The following is a 15,656-nucleotide window of genomic DNA, read 5'->3' as shown; positions in this document are numbered from 1 at the left end:
AAGGACGAACAATCATGCTAAACGTATTCACAGCATTGGTAATAAACCAACTAAAACAACGCATTCACTTTATGAACCAGCATATGCAGGGTGAGGAACTTCGCCTTTACGAATCGGGTACCAAGTTCTGTGTAATAGTCCTGGTCAACACTCATAAAGAAAAACTAATAGGGTCAATTGCACTTAATGCCAGCGCCAAACGCGACCTATGCGTTACCAAAGCCTTTTTAAGCCTAATAGAAAACACCCGCACATTAAAAACAGCAATGGCCGCATGAAATCATTCAAGAAAAACCTAACGTCAATGCTCTGGGTAATCGCACTCATCGCACTGCTAATCATTGAACAAAACCTAGACCAATGGCTTTAACCAGTAATTTTTGACAGCTCATTCAATGAGTGGGCTGAATTGAAGTTACTACAACACCAGGATAATGAACATGAGCAACCAACCTTTATCAGTCGTTAATGCAATTGAAAGCTTAGTTTCAGCATACAACCATGAAGTAGCCGAGTTTGACCAAATGGTTACCGAAGCAGACCAGCTGCAAGAGCAAAACGACAAGTTAAACATATTAATCAAAGACTACGAACAAGGCGCGGCGGTATTGCTTAAAAACCTAGAAAACGCCCAAATAAAGCTGGCGCAAGCGAACCGTGAACGCGACCATGCATTAACCAAAAATCAAGATGCAAACATTACCCTTGCTGCATTTAAAGAAATAGCCGGCACACCTAAAAAGCTGCGCGAAAAAGTTAAAAGCTACAAAGAGCGCCTAGAAAGCCAACGCCTAGCTGCAGAGCAGCAAAAGCGTAAATACCAAGACGAATGCAAGAAAAACACGCAGTTAAAAGAGCAAATACTTGAACTTGAAAACCGCCTAGATGTAGCCGCAATAAACCAAATTTATAGAAACGACAACGACATAATTCAAACCTACCCCTACCACCTAGGTGGCATGGTTGAAGGGCACGACGAACAACAAACGCCTCTGCTCTACTTAAATCAGAGCGGCCGTGGCGGTTTAATACTGCTTAACAAAGACGACGAAGCCGAACTAGTAGAAGCACCCAAAGGTGGTTTACGCCCTAAAAAAGAAACACTTGAGCACTGCGGTAAATGGCTTCGCCGAGCAAAAGCAAATGGCTGGCAAACCGACGTAAAAGACATAAAAGCATTAGCAAACAGCAGCGACTAATGAACAGCTTTGAGCAAGTAACGCTCGAAACCTTGGTCAGCTTTAAAGCAAAAAAGCCAGAAGAGATCAGCCGCTTACTAACTAACAAAAAGCTTCAACAAGAAGCCTGCCAACTAGTTAAAAAGTGGAACGACAAACGTAAACAACTGGGCTTAGTCCCATGGGAATAACAGGATATAACAATGGCAAACGAAAAAGTGTTTAAACATGACGGCACCACTTTTGGCGCTAAATTCACTGCCGAAGAGTGGCTTAGAGAAAATGGCTTTAGTTATGGTTCAAGCAGCCATGATGGCCCTCAAGGCATAGTTAAAGGAGATGCTTATATTGCTAAATATCGCCACCTATCTAAAGACGATAAAGAAGCAATGGACGGCTGGCTTTATGCTGGCCGTGATCAAGATGCACGAATTATTTTTAACAATTAATAGGCAACCAACATGAACACAGAACTAAACGACGTAATGCTAGACCTTGAAACCATAGGCCAGCACTCAAACGCGGTTATCGTCTCTATTGGCGCCGTATTTTTCAACCCACTTACAGGCAACATTGGAGCAGAATTTTACCAAGTCATCGACCTAGAAGACGCCATGAGCTACGGCACAGTAGACGGCGAAACCCTAAAATGGTGGATGAAAAAAAGCGATGAAGCCCGCGCTATTTTTAACAGCAAAGACACCATGTTATTAAAAGACGCCCTACTTGAGCTTAATGACTGGCTATACCAAATCGAAGGTTACAAAAACCGCATTGTATGGGGCAACGGCGCCACGTTCGACAACACCATTTTAACCAACGCCTACACCGCCACAAAAATGACCAAAACATGGCACTTTAGTAACGACCGCGACGTTCGCACCGTTGTAGATATTGGTCGCAGAGTACTAGGCATCGACCCTAAAAAATCAAACGAATTTAAAGGCAACCCACATAACGCGCTAGACGATGCCAAGCACCAAGCTAAATACGTAAGCGACATTTACAAACAATTAAAGTTAAACACCAATGCACAAATTTAAACGCAATTGCATAGCCCAACAACGGGCTCGCATACGCCAATTTTATAAACGTAAACATACAATGAAAAAAACACAGCCAAATGAGAGCAAGGTGACTTATGAAAAAGCCTAAATTAATGAAAGCCCGCTGCTGGGCCAAAAACCACTTTCACAGCGACTCACTACCAAGTTATCAATCGCTCCGCGACTGGGTAGCAACCGGTTATGTACTAGGTGAATTGGTAGGCCCAGGCCAACAAGTGTATATTTACGAAGACCAACAACCAGGAACGCATGCAAAAGCAAAAGAAATTGCATTGCAACTAGCAGCGAACAGCTAACATGGCACCAAGAAAACGACTTAACAAAAACCGAGACCTGCCGCCGTTTTTATACTTTGATAAAAACGCCGGCTATCAACTCAAGCTGGTAAACGGCAAGCGCAAAATTATTAGCCAAAACCGTACCGAAGCAATCATCATAGCCAACGAGTACAACCGCATAAAACGCGGCGGCTCATTACTAGACGACCTAATAAACGACACCGCATCAAAAACCAGTTTTAGCAGCTTAGTAGATAAAATAATTGAACGCATGACCGCCGATAAAAAGCCCGGCACCAGTGTAGCATCTACGTGGTTAAACGATGCCGAGCGCGTTAAGTCATACTTCACCATGCCAGGCGAAGAAATCACCCTAAGTGATGTTACCGACTACATGGAGCACTTTCATCAAAGCGCCAGTAACAACGTATACAACCGCAAACTAAGCTTCCTTGAACTGGTATTCGACTATGCCAAAGACACAGGCCATATGCTCACCAACCCAGCAGCACTTAAAATTAAAAAGCCAAAAGAAGCCAAAAAGCGCAAAGCCCTGGACGTAAACGCATTTGAAAAAATACGCGCAGCCGCCCCACTCTGGCTAAAAACAGCCATGGACTTAACCATGCAAACCACCCACGCAGTGCTTGAAGTCTCACGCATAGAATACAAACTAAAAAAAGCAGAGCCAGGACGCTGTGGTTGCATTTGGTATAAAGAACCACTCACAGACCAACACGGTAAAATTTACGGCGAGCTGGCCATACACCGCCAAAAAACCTATAAAAGTGAAGCGTCGCACGTAATAATACCCATCAACGACACCATAAAAGCCATTATCGACAACAGCCGCGATAACACCGTATCACCCTACGTCGTGCATAAGCTCCCTAAAAAGAACTCAAACCCAACCAGTGCATTGGTAAACCACATTACCCAAATAGTAAGCAAAAATATCAGCCGCGAATTTTCAAACGTACGCGACCAACTAGGCCTATACAACAACCTAAAACCAGAAGAACGCCCAACGTACCACGAAATACGCGGCCTATCAGCACGCCTAATAAAAGCCCAAGGCTGGGACCCACAAACTCGAATGGGCCACTCAGACAGCAAATCAACCAAAGTCTACACCGAATTCGGCAAGCAAATAGAATGGGTGCAAGTGCCTAACTTAACCGTAAACCTAAGCTAAACCACCAATGTGTACTTTGCCCAATGACGCACATACTCTAAAACCATAAGAGCAAAAATCCGCTATTTAGCGGGTTCTTACGTAATATTATTTATTATTTTCATCTTTTAGTTTGTACTTTTCATTCAAGTATTCGAGATTTCTACTAAAAGCCTTTTTAGCGGTTTCCAAATCAATTAGAGATTGTGGAATATCACTTTGGTTAATAAATACATTTTTATGTTGTTCAATAGCATTAATATAACCTTCAATTTGCCCTATCACAGCTTCAAGAAGTAAATTAACAATTCTAGCACTATCTATGTCCAGCTTATCCCTGAGCCTCTTAACTACAACACAGGTTTTTCGAAGTTTCCAAGAATATAAGTTGAAGTGAGGGCCAAGCTTTCTAGCTGCGCTAGTTTCTTTTGGAACAAAATCAGAGTACACATCTCCTCCTGCACTTTCTAACTCGTCCAATATTTTTGTCAAAAAATCTAAAAGTCTTTGCTGTTTGTCATACTCAATTTGTTCTTTAAATTGTTTCCGTTGTTCTTCTAAATTTTCTTTACTCAATATTTCAGATGACTTAATAGCCTCAGTCGTATGCTCATTTGCCTTTGCTTGTTCTTTATTACTTTTTGACTGTAAATAAACAGTATAAATAATTCCTATAAAGGAGAAAAATGACAGAACAGGGCCAAGCACGCCACCAAAAAAACTACCAAAATGAGACCATGTTTCAGTAGTTCCACCATAACCGACTCCAACGCCTTTAAACCATAATAAGTACACACCACCGATACACACAAAAGCAAGAGCTATAAGTACAATCAAGAGCCATTTTGGTGAAGTTTCACTATTAGTGTTAGACATAAATATCCCTTTTAAATTGTAGTTATATATCAATAAGCTCTTTCTGGAACACCAAGCAACCTTAAAATTTCATTTTTAACACTTCGTAGTTCATGAGCTGGTAGCGAATTAGGCGCTTTGTTGAATATGCTATATCCTTTAGCATATCTTTCTCTATAGCTATCGTAAGCATCTGATGTATAACTATTCATTAAAAACATGTTCGGTTTCCCTATTAAACCTTTAAAGAGTTCCAACAATTTTTCTTGATTTAATTTTTTTACCTCCTGCTGTTTAAAATAAATATCTCTCTCTTCTTCATAATCATCAGCACTTGAATCAAATAAACCATAGTATCCGGGGCTAAATGCATAACCTGTTGATACTGCGACCATCAATAACGCTAATTTAGTTTTGTTATTTTTCTGCTCTGAGAATCTTGCAGCTAACTTCTCTAAATTATTAAAAGCTCTCCCATTACGGTCCGGCAATTCATTGATTTTCGCAGGACCAATAATCAAATCAGGTTCTAAAACATCAAAATACTTTTCAGCCATCATAAAACCAATATCAAGAAATACGAAATCGTAGTTATCTATTATCGGCTTTAAGGCACCTGGAGAAGAAGAGTAAGGTAAATTTACTAAGTCATTCGTGAAACTCAAATTATTTGAGCTTTCAACTTCTATCGTTCTTGGAAATGGATAGTTATGTTTAACAGACATCTCGCCATACATTGCGCAACCATCAGGGTCAGAAATAACAAGTACCTCATACCCATCGGCCATTAAAGCAGTGCATATATCAATAGTTAGTGACGTATGCCCTGCACCACTTTGGCCACCATAAAAGCTAACTAGCTTTCCTAATTTCCCTTGCTTATTTGGCGGGTACGGTAAACCGTGCTTTAAGCAAAATAGTTCAAGTGTTGCTGGCGGTATGTTCAAGCTGCTACTAGCAGTCACCGGTGCTTCATACCTTTGCCATAATCGCCGGTTCTTATAAACACTATCTGCCGCTTGTTGACTCGATAAACCTAATTTTTTACGTAACTCTCTTAAGTTTGCGGGGGTAATTCGCTTCATTTACTACGTCCTTCTTGATATATAATATCTAAATACGAACTTCACGACGTAATTTGTACCACAGGACGTACGTATTTTCACTTTTTAATGAACAAAATTACTTGTATCTTTTCCTCAACGAAAACAGCAGGAAATACCAAATGCAAAACAACAAAGCGCTACAACTTAAAAACGAACTAGATAAAAACATCTACCAAGCAGAAGCCGCAATTAACGCGCTATGTATCGAAGATCACTTTGAAGCAATGGATAAAGACACCCTAGCAGGGATGTTATGGGTGTTATCAGACAACCTTGAAAAGATAAAACGAAGTGTGAGAGGTATTACAATATATAAAAACCCGCTTAATTAGCGGGTTATGTTTACACCTTATAAAATAATTAGGTAAGATAGAAAAACTAAAAATGGAATTTAAAGGACACATAATGCGTAAATTAATTACCCTAACCCTTCCTATATTCTTGTACGCATGCGCCAATGTAAATATGGTTCCCCATGATGTAGCTATGGTCGATTTTGATGCACCAGAAGGTAAAACAGGTTGGTCACAATATCAACATGTTGAAACATTCCATGGCTATACAAGCGACCAAATTTACGATGCTGCTAAAGTAGCATTAGGTAGTGCGGGATTCTCTTTACGCATGGCAGATAAATCCAAAGGCGCTGTTATTGGTGAACATGGTATGACTGCACATGATTGGAACGTCATTGCTGGCGTATACTTTAAGGAAGAAGAGAATACAACTAAAGTAAAGATTATAGCTGAAGGCTCTAAAGACATAGGATTCAGCGGCGATGTAACATCAGACGGCTGGACAGGTAAAATTTTACGAGCAATGCGCCAGTATTTAAACGAAACGCACCAAACAATCTTGAAAGTTAATAAAGCGGACATTGAATAATTACAAAATCCGCTTTTATTTAAAAGTTAAGTTAGCAATATTTCTCAGAAAAAACAGCTAACTCCTGAGCTCGTAATGGTTCCCAACCATTTTGAATAGCAAACCTCTTTACTAACTCAGGAGTTAAAGTGTTTGTATTTCTGAGAGAAGAAAACAATCTTTTAGCTAAGTCTTTATCAGATGGATGAGTTAGACCTGTTGACATATTTATACTACGGCCTAAGCTAAGTATCACTTCCTGAGCTTCAGAGCTAAGAACATCTGTATCAATAGCCCAAGTTGTAGGCCCAATAATTTTAGGATTCCAAATTGCTAACCAATCTTTACCTTCATCTTCCCTCCAAGGCAAAAATACAATCGCTTCAGACCTTGCTGAATCAACTAAATTCATGTCAATTTCTGAAGTATAAATAGCAAAAATCACTTCGTTATTTGAAAATTTATCAATATTTTTGGGGGTTCGAAAGGTAAGCTTAATACCATCGATAGCATTAACTGTGCCACCATCTAAAATTGTCTTTGTTGCTTGCTTACCTAAAAAGTTAGCTACGATAGAATTCTTAAATCCTTGCTTCGTAGGAAAGACTATTATTATATTTGTAAGTGACCTTCCCTTACAAACTTCTAATGCCGTATAAAAAGCCAGTTCAAGATTACCTTGGTTTGGCCCTGTATTTTCTACGATAAATCGATTATTCATATATCTTCCTTTTAAAGACCACTATATCCAATAAGTGCATACCTGCATACCTGCATCTCAACTATACAACCTCAAAAGATTCAATCAAATCTTTTTAACTCTGCGCAGTACTTGTGTAGCCTAATACTCTTAGTAACAACACCTTCTAAGCAAAAGCCATCTTCAGGTGATATATAGACAGGAGCATATTCATCAGATGCTGACATTAGCAAACGCTTTTCTTTATGAATTATTTACAAACAAAGCAGCCATTATAAGTAGCAACCACTTCATCACCTGTACTTATATCAACAGCACGATCAACAATTAACAAATCGCCATCAAATATCCCTAACTCCTGCATAGACGCCCCTGATGCAACCCCGATAAATGTAGCATCTGGGTGCTTTATAAGTAACTCATCTAGAGTTAAACCCAGCTCTTTATATTAAGCAGCCGGCGATTCAAAACCTGTAATACCCGCCTCAATATAAATAGGAATAACAAACATACACACACCCAAATAAAACACTGTTCATTTACACAGTGTAAATTGGATCGATTCATTTTGAAACGATAAAGTGTCGGCTTAGGAAAGTAAGGGTTTTGATTAAGATTTTCTAATGAGTTGTTTATATTGAACTTAACTGATAACGTAAATACTCGACTTGTAACAAGCGCCCTAACCGCTTGATTTTATTGAATTGTAAAAATTATAAAAATTGCAAAATTAACTGTACATAAAATCAGCAAATTTAACTCTTAGTTTTTAAATTACAATAACTTAACTCGGTATAGCGTCACATCATGGGGTGGCAGGGGTCGAGAGTTCGAATCTCTCCATACCGACCAATTAACAACATCTAACCTTAGATCCAAACTTAATCCTGAGCTTTCAATACTTCCGTAAAATAATACTTATAACGTTAATTGATATCACGAGTATCTAAGTGTAAGGTTAATTCCAGATATAAATTTATTTGAGGTGGTAAAATGAGTAAAGATAAGAAAAAAATCACGAAGAGTATGATTTTAAGATCTGTTGCTAGCTCTACTGCCATCGAAACTGGCGAAACAGTTAAAACAATAGAGAAAAAGCTAAAAGCTAACAAACTCAAATATGAGTCTCTTTCGCTCGCTATTTAATTATATCTCTCACAAGCCTTTCAATGTGTTGGTAATTTTTATTTACACCCGCTTGAATTGACTTGAAATAAAAGTCTTTATGCTCGTCCCACAAGCTATAATCAAGCGTTCCGTTACCAGCTTTACTGCACAAAAAATCCATTAATAAACGGCTTATCCTACCGTTACCTTCACGAAATGGATGAATTAAAATAAACTCAACATGGCTCTGTGCTAAAAATGACACTAGCTCTTCATTTGTCATTTCTGGTAATTTATTAAATCGAGATAAATACTCATTTTCAAATAACCTAATATTTTTCTCAATTTGTAAAGGCGACATAAACTGAAATCCGCCCTTGCCCAAATCAATACTTCTTATTTTACCTGCCCATTAGTATAATTTAATTATTAATAAGCAGCACTCAGAGCTTATCAATAATTAAAGATACTTCTCTTACTATATTATCTCTAACTGTTTGAAAAGATCTAGGTGGGTTACCAGACCAGGTCAAAACTAAATTTTCCAAAATAGCTTTATTCCCTGTTTGCCTATAATTTCTCAGCCTATTTTGATATTCATGAAAGAGCTTTGATCTAGCCTTAGTTAATCTATCACAATTCAAATTAAATACATTAATCGTTTCTTGTACAAGCTCATGTGTGGTTGGGTAACAATTTTTTTCAAATGTAACTCGCTGACAATTTGTATAATCAGGAAGAAGCTCCCACGTGCCTTTTTTAAAATTAAATAAACTCATATCATCTGGCAATAATAATGGGGAAACTACTTTACCATCCCAATGAGATGGATTCTTTTTCTCTAAATGAGCCTTATGTGAATCACAACTTAGATTTGCAGGTAGAGAAAATTCTGTTCTACTATCCCTATCCGAGCCTCCAATACAAACGCCAAGTATATTAAGCCAATCTAAGTGTAAATTAACGAGCCCATCTACCGAAGACTTAGAATTGAAATGCTCAATTCTTTGATTATGAGAGCCAACATCAGATAAATCGACCTCACAATAAGCACATAAATAAAATTGTTCCTGAAATACTAAGCTCTTAAATTCTGCATAATCACCACTATCCCTAAAGTCATCCCAATCTGAGGTAGGGTGGTTAGAAGCAAAAATCGTTAAAGCATTTTCAACTGACGATTTAGTTACTTTCTTCAAGCCCCTTCTCCCATTCCCTATTTTCAATATACAAATCTAATTCAATCACAACATCATAATCACGACCGAAATGGCTTACCAACTTCCTTCTAATATCAAGCGCATCACTTGAGTTATATTTATCTGCGTATACTAACTCTTTATATTTTTCTAGTAGCTTAGTATATTTATCTTCAGGCGGCCTTTCTTCAACCTCAAACAAGTTTTTTAATACCCACGAAGAAACTGCGCCTCTAACACCTTTAGGAGCTTTAAACTTAGATCCATCTTTTATAAGCCAAATATTTTCACTGTCCATTGTATGACAAACTTGAGGGCTATGAGTGGTAAAAATAAATTGAATATTTTTGAAGGTTGCTTCCAGTCTTTTTATTATCTTTTGTTGCCATGATGGGTGTAGATGCAGGTCAATCTCATCTATTAAAACAATTCCAGTACCATCTAATGGGTTACTTAAGCTTGGATTTAATAAAGTAAGCCTTCTTGCAATATCAGCTACTAATGCAAGAATACTTTTTTCTCCCTGAGATAATTGTAAAACACTAAATTGCTCATTTCCTTTGCAAATAGTTAAATCCAGTGGTTTTCTAGATAACTTTAGGTTACTAAAGCCATTAAGGAAGCTGTATATCGCATTCCTTGTTATATCTAATGAAAAGTTATTTTGTGAAGTGAGACTTTCTAACCTCTTTTGTAATTCTATAATCTCGTTTTTATACTGCTCTATAGCATCATTTTCTACATCAGATTTATTACTTTTCTTTATAATGGACTTGATTAGTGGGCTGTTTAAATCCCTTTCTTTTTGCTCAATTAAGATTCTTACACTCTTTGCTTCTGAATTTTCAGAATTTTCATCTTCAATGAGTTCTTTAAACCATCTAAAGAAAATTTTAAAATCAGCTTTACCTGAAGTGGATTTCTCATATGCCTTAGCTTTATTCCAAATATGGCTATCACGTATCTCATCAGACTTATCAATGTCTTTTGTCGTTACATCATTTGCTCTGTCTACAGTATAGGAGGCTAAGAGAGGGAAATTAAAATCGCTATACAGGTCATTTGCTTGTTTAAAAAGCGAGGTTAACTCTGTAATTTCAGTATATTTTCCTTTTCTTTTGACACTCGATAATGACCTTCCTTGAGATAACTCCATTGAGAAGTTAACCCCATTTAAACTGTAATTAAATACAATTGTAGAAAAGTCACAATTATTTTTAATTTCATGATCTTCTATCAAATCACCATTAGTAGAGTTCGTTGAAAAGCGAGAGATAAGGTGAGTCATAGACTTCTTAATCCCCTCAAGTACAGATGATTTTCCGCAACCATTATTTCCAACTAATACTGTCGTTTTCTCAGAAAAACTTAATTCAAGATCAGTAAAGCCTTTAAAATTAACTATTCTTATATTAGTTAACCTAAGTTCACTAGGCTCTAACTGCTCAATTGCTTTTTTCCTATACTGATTAGCAGCATTATCATCAACGAATTTTTCTCCTATTTCCCCTGAAAAAATTTTAACCAATTGAAATGATGATGCAAAATCGCCTTTAATTGATTTTTGAATATGCTTACGAATTGAGCTATTCATTTTAATTCTCCCTAGAGCTATACTTTATTAGATTATGAACAACATCATCGCCATACTTTTTTTTCATTCTCTTTTTAAAATCCACCTCAATATGACAAGCAAATGAAAAAAGCCCTTGAAGATGATAAATATCACTTTCATCTAGCAATGAGTTTTTAAATTTATGTATAAGAGCCGATATGTATCTTCTCTTCTCCCTACCTACCGATATTTTGTTATTGTTTGTTAGTGTAATACCTGTAACGTGTCTGTTATGGGCCTTTGAGGAAAATATAGTCTTCGACTCATTTATAATAATTTTGCTCGTAAAAAACGTTTTTAAAGCCTCTCTTATTTTAGAAATCATTTCACTCAAAACATTTTTTTCTTTTGTTGAAAAAGTCAAATCGTCTGCGTATCTAGTATAATTAACATTCAAATTGATACAAATTTTATGGATTACTCGATCAAAATCATACATAACGATATTCGATAGATAAGGAGAGCTAGGTGCTCCGACACTTAGTATTAGTTTTGAAGTTCTTTTTTTACTACGATTCCAAAATAAGCATTCTTCTAAAATAAATTTATCGTCATCAGAAATAACTATTGACTGACTTTCAAGTGCATTAAATAACATTTCAGGATTAATGCTATTAAAAAAATTTTCTAAATCAACTTTTAATATAAATTCAGAGTCTGAATGCGCTAAAGCATTCTTTTTTATACTGCATCCTTTTTGATATGCCATTGAGCAGGGGTGTATTTTCGATTTTTTTTCTAAAAAAGAAACTATTTGAGATTGTACAGCCTTAACTTGAGGTGTTGGCTGTGCAATAACCCTGAAGCCAATTTTTCTTTTTGGTATTTTGAATACTTTATAGTGAGTTGATGGTCTGCTTTGTAAAAAAGCATCAAACTCAGGGATTTTTTTATGAAGAAAATCAGATAACTCTAAATGCATTATAAACTCAACTTGTAAGTGATAACTTCCTTGTCACACTTGATGCCCTTTACTAGTAGACGCGGAATCAAACTCCTGATCTGCAAACGGCTGTGAGGTACGAACAACGGATTGCAGTTCAGGAGTTTTATTTCGCAACTTTGAATGTACTCAATAAATTAGAGTTCGGCGCATCGCCAAACTAGATTAAATATTTAATATCTAACCAAAATAACGCTAAAGTGCTGGATGATTTTAACTTAACCTATTGCTAGTTACAATTAATGTTTGAGCTAACTACTTTTCTCCCCCACACTTCCAAAGATTTTCTTCTGGCTTCCATATATTCCTGCATATTATAAACACCCTGCACACCTTGCAATTGGTGATTTAGTATTTTTTCAATCACGATTGGAACTGTCCCAATATCAGTATCACCTAACCGAGTCGCAACCGTTCTGCGTAAATCGTGAGGTACAAATTTTGGTACTCCCAATTACTCTAGTTTACGGCTTACGGGGCGTGACAGTGAGTGCCTGTCAATCGGTTGCTCACCTGGGCCTGTCAATCGGTTGCTCACCTGGGCCTGGTTTATTCGTTGTTGTACTTGGAAATACATACTTAGAATTAAGGTAGCCAAATGCTGCACGCAATTCATCAAGCAAAATAAACATATTTTGAGTAATTGGCACTTTATGGGTTCTTTCACCATTTTTTTTGCTTCACGCGCTCGACTGGGATTGTCCATACCATTTTGTCAAAATCAAATTCTTGCCACTGTGCGCCTATAACCTCTATTGGCCGACAACCTGTTAAAGTAATACATTTCAATGCATAAATAACTTGTTGGCTTATACCCAGCTTTGGTAGTCGGTTAAATACTTGAATTACTTCTTCAAACTCCAGCGCTCTGGTTCGAGACTTTTCGAGGCCTCCCACGCTTTCTTTTTAGCTGTGCTTATTGGGTTACCTTGTATTAAATCTCGCTCAACACCAAAATTAAACATTTGCTTAAGGATGGATAGCGTTTTATTAGCCTGCGTTTTAGAGTCTCTATCAGTTATTGGATCAAGCACTTTTTTAAAAATTTCACGGCGGGTTATTTCTTTAAGTTTATAGTTGCCAATAAATGGCAGAATGTCTTTATCAAACATTCTAATAACTGGGTCTACATCTTTCCGGTTAGCTTTAATATCTCTTTCAATAAACTCATTTGCAAGCACAGCGATTGTCGGCGAGGTGCTTTCTTGCTTTTCAATCAGCGCTGCTTACTTTTTTTGTAAAAAAACATCAATACCGCGCGACACATCACCAATATATTGCTTAGCAAGCTGTCTAGCCTCACTCACTGTTATTACCGATGAATTACTTAAGGCTAATCTTCTTTCTTTCGAGCCTCGCCCTCCTAGACGGTAATACAGATAATATACCTGTGAGCGCTTTCCTTCTTTATTCGGCTTACCAATATTTAAATAAAAACCGGAGATCTCAATGTCATTGATCCTGATAATTTCTAAAGGGATATTTTTGAGTAAAGATTCAGTTAATCACACTTTGATTTACGCCATTTTTCGCACACTTATCGCACGGGCTGATTTGAGTTCACTAAACTTCACGTTTATTCACTAGGTATAATTTAAAACCTAATACCAACCTGTTTCCACTGCACCACTGCGTCTTGTTTTAAAGACCTCTTTGCTCTCATCAAGAACCGCTACCTATTTTAATAAAATAAAGTTAAGCGTATAATTTTCAATCAGATATTAATAATAGGTTTTTAATTAAAGTGTATAATTACGTCGATGCAAAACTAAGTTGAATTTAAGGCTCTGTATTAAGTAACTTAGCATAGCGATGATTTAAGTCATTCAGTAAGGGAAATAAAATGAAAATAGGGATAGATCTCGGTACAACTCATAGCGTAGTGGGAATATGGCAAGATAACGCGGTTAAGTTAATTCCAGATATGGAGGGTAATGTGCTCGTTCCTTCAATTGTTGGCTTGTCGGAAGACAATTATATTCTTGTAGGCCAAGCCGCTAGGGATCGATTAGCAACCCACCCCGCGCACACAATTTGTGAATTTAAACGTTTTATGGGCACTGATAAAACCTTTTCATTGGGCGAGCAAGATTATAGCGCAACTGAACTATCAGCCATTTTATTAAAAAGCCTTAAAGAGCAAGCCGAACATTATTTACAAGAGCCTATTACTGAAGCCGTTATTTCGGTACCTGCCTATTTTAACAATAAACAACGCCAAGCAACGCAACAAGCGGCTTTACTTGCAGGCCTTAAAGTTGAGCGATTACTTAATGAACCCACAGCCGCAGCACTCGCTTATGGGCTCGATAATAAAGACTGTGAGCAAACTTACTTAGTACTGGACCTTGGTGGCGGTACATTTGATGTGTCGGTTATTGAGGTATTTAACGACATATTTGAAATACACGCCTCATCGGGTGATAACTACTTAGGCGGTAACGACTTTACGAACGTTATTGAAGAAGATCTTTATAAGAAAAACGATTTGTACAAAGGTTTTTTCTCAGATAGTGAACTACGTAATATTTGGTCGTTGTGCGAGCGTTTAAAGTGCCAATTAACTAACGATTCAACAGCCAGCTTTAATTTTGAATATAAAGAAAAAACGTATTCATATACCCTCACTCTGGAAGATTATCGTACATTGTGTAGCGAGTTAATTGAGCGAATTAAGTTTCCTATTAACCGTGCGATGTCTGACGCTGACTTAACACTTGAAGACGTTGATGGACTTATTCTTGTTGGCGGCGCTACGCGTATGCCTATTTTTCAACAGCAAATTAGCCGTGTGTTTTCACGTATACCGCAAACTCAATATAACCCTGACCATGCTATCGCTACTGGTGCTGCAATTCAGGCAGGTATGAGCGCACGTGCTAAAGAATTGAAAGACGTAATAATGACTGATGTTTGCCCATTCACTTTAGGCGTGGAGGTAAACAACAAACATGGTCAGTCTGAGTTTTTGCCTATTATAGAACGTAACGCGACGATTCCTGTAAGCGAAACTCGTTCTGTTTATTCAGCTCACCCTGAACAAGAAAAAGTACTCATTAAAATTTATCAGGGTGAACATTATCTCCCTAAAGATAATGTGTTTTTAGGCGATTTAGAAATAAATCTTGAGCCGTTAAATATAATACAAGAGTTATATTTAACATATACCTACGATCTTAATGGTGTACTTGAGGTTGAAGTAACTAATGTTGCAAGTGACAAAAAATACCGCACTTATGTAGGCGAAAATGAAGAAAGCTTGAGTGAAAGTGAGTTACGTGAACGTTTTTCACGACTTAACGCACTTAAGGTTTTGCCTAAAGACAAACTTGTAAATACTGCATTTAAAGCAAAGTTAGAGCGTTTATTCCAAGAAAATTTAGGCGATAAAAGGCGAGAGATTGGCGAGGCGATTGGTCAATTTATGGAAGTGTTAGAAACACACGATAACCACAAAATAGAGCGTATGATCGAAAATATAAAGCGCTATCTTAGTTATTAAAATTAGTTATTAAAGTTAACTAATAAAAAATAGTTTCAGTTAAAAAATTACATGCATTAAATAAAGAG

20 protein-coding genes and 1 pseudogene are annotated in these 15,656 nt (G+C 37.1%); 11 read left to right on the top strand and 10 right to left on the bottom strand.

The annotated features are described in order from the left end of the window. The first annotated feature begins 14 nt into the window (after positions 1 to 14). The 7 genes from I6F47_RS10730 to I6F47_RS10700 all read left to right on the top strand — a co-directional run bounded on the left by I6F47_RS10730 (position 15) and on the right by I6F47_RS10700 (position 3,718). Complete coding sequence (locus I6F47_RS10730) at positions 15 to 278, top strand: hypothetical protein (RefSeq protein WP_058549599.1); 264 nt, start codon at positions 15 to 17, stop codon at positions 276 to 278. A gap of 162 nt (positions 279 to 440) precedes the next feature. Further along, positions 441 to 1,199 carry a hypothetical protein gene (locus I6F47_RS10725; protein WP_197183823.1) on the top strand — a complete coding sequence of 253 codons (759 nt, stop codon included), beginning with the start codon at positions 441 to 443 and terminating at the stop codon, positions 1,197 to 1,199. Then, positions 1,199 to 1,369, top strand: a complete 171-nt coding sequence (locus I6F47_RS10720) for a hypothetical protein (RefSeq protein ID WP_197183822.1) — start codon at positions 1,199 to 1,201, stop codon at positions 1,367 to 1,369. Before I6F47_RS10725 ends, I6F47_RS10720 begins: the two co-directional genes overlap by 1 nt. A 12-nt stretch (positions 1,370 to 1,381) precedes the next feature. Beyond that, entirely contained in the window at positions 1,382 to 1,627 is a 246-nt protein-coding gene (locus I6F47_RS10715) for a hypothetical protein (RefSeq protein WP_197183821.1), read from the top strand. 12 nt (positions 1,628 to 1,639) lie between these two features. Further along, complete coding sequence (locus I6F47_RS10710) at positions 1,640 to 2,221, top strand: 3'-5' exonuclease (RefSeq protein WP_197183820.1); 582 nt, start codon at positions 1,640 to 1,642, stop codon at positions 2,219 to 2,221. Positions 2,222 to 2,319: 98 nt separating this feature from the next. Continuing rightward, positions 2,320 to 2,541: a hypothetical protein gene (locus tag I6F47_RS10705; protein ID WP_058549596.1), complete on the top strand. Its 222-nt coding sequence runs from the start codon at positions 2,320 to 2,322 to the stop codon at positions 2,539 to 2,541. A 1-nt stretch (position 2,542) separates the two neighbouring features. After that, the gene (locus I6F47_RS10700; RefSeq protein ID WP_197183819.1) at positions 2,543 to 3,718 is read left to right on the top strand and encodes a recombinase; all 1,176 of its coding nucleotides are present in this window, start codon (positions 2,543 to 2,545) and stop codon (positions 3,716 to 3,718) included. A gap of 87 nt (positions 3,719 to 3,805) precedes the next feature. On the opposite strand, the gene I6F47_RS10695 is transcribed toward I6F47_RS10700, so the two are convergent. Then, positions 3,806 to 4,573, bottom strand: a complete 768-nt coding sequence (locus I6F47_RS10695) for a hypothetical protein (RefSeq protein ID WP_197183818.1) — start codon at positions 4,571 to 4,573, stop codon at positions 3,806 to 3,808. A gap of 29 nt (positions 4,574 to 4,602) precedes the next feature. After that, positions 4,603 to 5,637: a hypothetical protein gene (locus I6F47_RS10690; RefSeq protein ID WP_197183817.1), complete on the bottom strand. Its 1,035-nt coding sequence runs from the start codon at positions 5,635 to 5,637 to the stop codon at positions 4,603 to 4,605. A 140-nt stretch (positions 5,638 to 5,777) separates the two neighbouring features. Here I6F47_RS10690 and I6F47_RS10685 point away from each other — a divergent pair, with 140 nt between their 5' ends. Then, entirely contained in the window at positions 5,778 to 5,990 is a 213-nt protein-coding gene (locus I6F47_RS10685; protein ID WP_197183816.1) for a hypothetical protein, read from the top strand. A 73-nt stretch (positions 5,991 to 6,063) separates the two neighbouring features. Further along, positions 6,064 to 6,543 (top strand): hypothetical protein, encoded by a 480-nt coding sequence (locus I6F47_RS10680; protein WP_197183815.1) that lies wholly within the window; start codon positions 6,064 to 6,066, stop codon positions 6,541 to 6,543. A gap of 31 nt (positions 6,544 to 6,574) precedes the next feature. On the opposite strand, the gene I6F47_RS10675 is transcribed toward I6F47_RS10680, so the two are convergent. Together I6F47_RS10675 and I6F47_RS10670 are read right to left on the bottom strand one after the other, a co-directional pair. Further along, a complete protein-coding gene (locus tag I6F47_RS10675; RefSeq protein ID WP_197183814.1) occupies positions 6,575 to 7,243 on the bottom strand; it encodes a hypothetical protein in 669 nt (222 codons plus the stop codon). A gap of 80 nt (positions 7,244 to 7,323) precedes the next feature. Beyond that, a pseudogene (locus tag I6F47_RS10670) lies at positions 7,324 to 7,733 on the bottom strand (LexA family protein). A gap of 482 nt (positions 7,734 to 8,215) precedes the next feature. Here I6F47_RS10670 and I6F47_RS10665 point away from each other — a divergent pair. Beyond that, positions 8,216 to 8,368, top strand: coding sequence for a hypothetical protein (locus tag I6F47_RS10665; RefSeq protein WP_165722321.1), 153 nt, complete (start codon positions 8,216 to 8,218; stop codon positions 8,366 to 8,368). Here the strand turns inward: I6F47_RS10665 and I6F47_RS10660 are convergent. The 6 genes from I6F47_RS10660 to I6F47_RS20595 form a co-directional block, all read right to left on the bottom strand. After that, positions 8,361 to 8,729, bottom strand: a complete 369-nt coding sequence (locus tag I6F47_RS10660) for a Fic family protein (RefSeq protein ID WP_331458556.1) — start codon at positions 8,727 to 8,729, stop codon at positions 8,361 to 8,363. The two genes, I6F47_RS10665 and I6F47_RS10660, sit on opposite strands and share 8 nt — an antisense overlap. Before the next feature lie 43 nt (positions 8,730 to 8,772). Further along, complete coding sequence (ptuB, locus tag I6F47_RS10655) at positions 8,773 to 9,528, bottom strand: retron Ec78 anti-phage system effector HNH endonuclease PtuB (RefSeq protein WP_197183812.1); 756 nt, start codon at positions 9,526 to 9,528, stop codon at positions 8,773 to 8,775. After that, on the bottom strand, positions 9,512 to 11,122 hold the full coding sequence (ptuA, locus tag I6F47_RS10650) for a retron Ec78 anti-phage system effector ATPase PtuA (protein ID WP_197183811.1): 1,611 nt from the start codon (positions 11,120 to 11,122) through the stop codon (positions 9,512 to 9,514). Before ptuA ends, ptuB begins: the two co-directional genes overlap by 17 nt. 1 nt (position 11,123) lies before the next feature. Then, positions 11,124 to 12,065 carry a retron St85 family RNA-directed DNA polymerase gene (locus I6F47_RS10645; protein WP_197183810.1) on the bottom strand — a complete coding sequence of 314 codons (942 nt, stop codon included), beginning with the start codon at positions 12,063 to 12,065 and terminating at the stop codon, positions 11,124 to 11,126. An 866-nt stretch (positions 12,066 to 12,931) separates the two neighbouring features. Then, positions 12,932 to 13,267, bottom strand: coding sequence for a phage integrase central domain-containing protein (locus I6F47_RS20600; RefSeq protein WP_231609212.1), 336 nt, complete (start codon positions 13,265 to 13,267; stop codon positions 12,932 to 12,934). A 45-nt stretch (positions 13,268 to 13,312) separates the two neighbouring features. Then, on the bottom strand, positions 13,313 to 13,510 hold the full coding sequence (locus I6F47_RS20595) for an integrase arm-type DNA-binding domain-containing protein (protein WP_331458555.1): 198 nt from the start codon (positions 13,508 to 13,510) through the stop codon (positions 13,313 to 13,315). Between the two features lie 419 nt (positions 13,511 to 13,929). Between I6F47_RS20595 and I6F47_RS10635 the strand changes: the two genes are divergently transcribed. Further along, entirely contained in the window at positions 13,930 to 15,588 is a 1,659-nt protein-coding gene (locus I6F47_RS10635) for an Hsp70 family protein (protein ID WP_165722333.1), read from the top strand. Positions 15,589 to 15,656: the final 68 nt, after the last annotated feature.

It is taken from the genome of Pseudoalteromonas sp. NZS37 (assembly GCF_015864265.1).
GTDB classification, from domain to species: Bacteria; Pseudomonadota; Gammaproteobacteria; order Enterobacterales; family Alteromonadaceae; genus Pseudoalteromonas; species Pseudoalteromonas arctica.
Note: the sequence above shows the minus strand (reverse complement) of the source record. Positions and strands in the feature narration are given on the sequence as shown.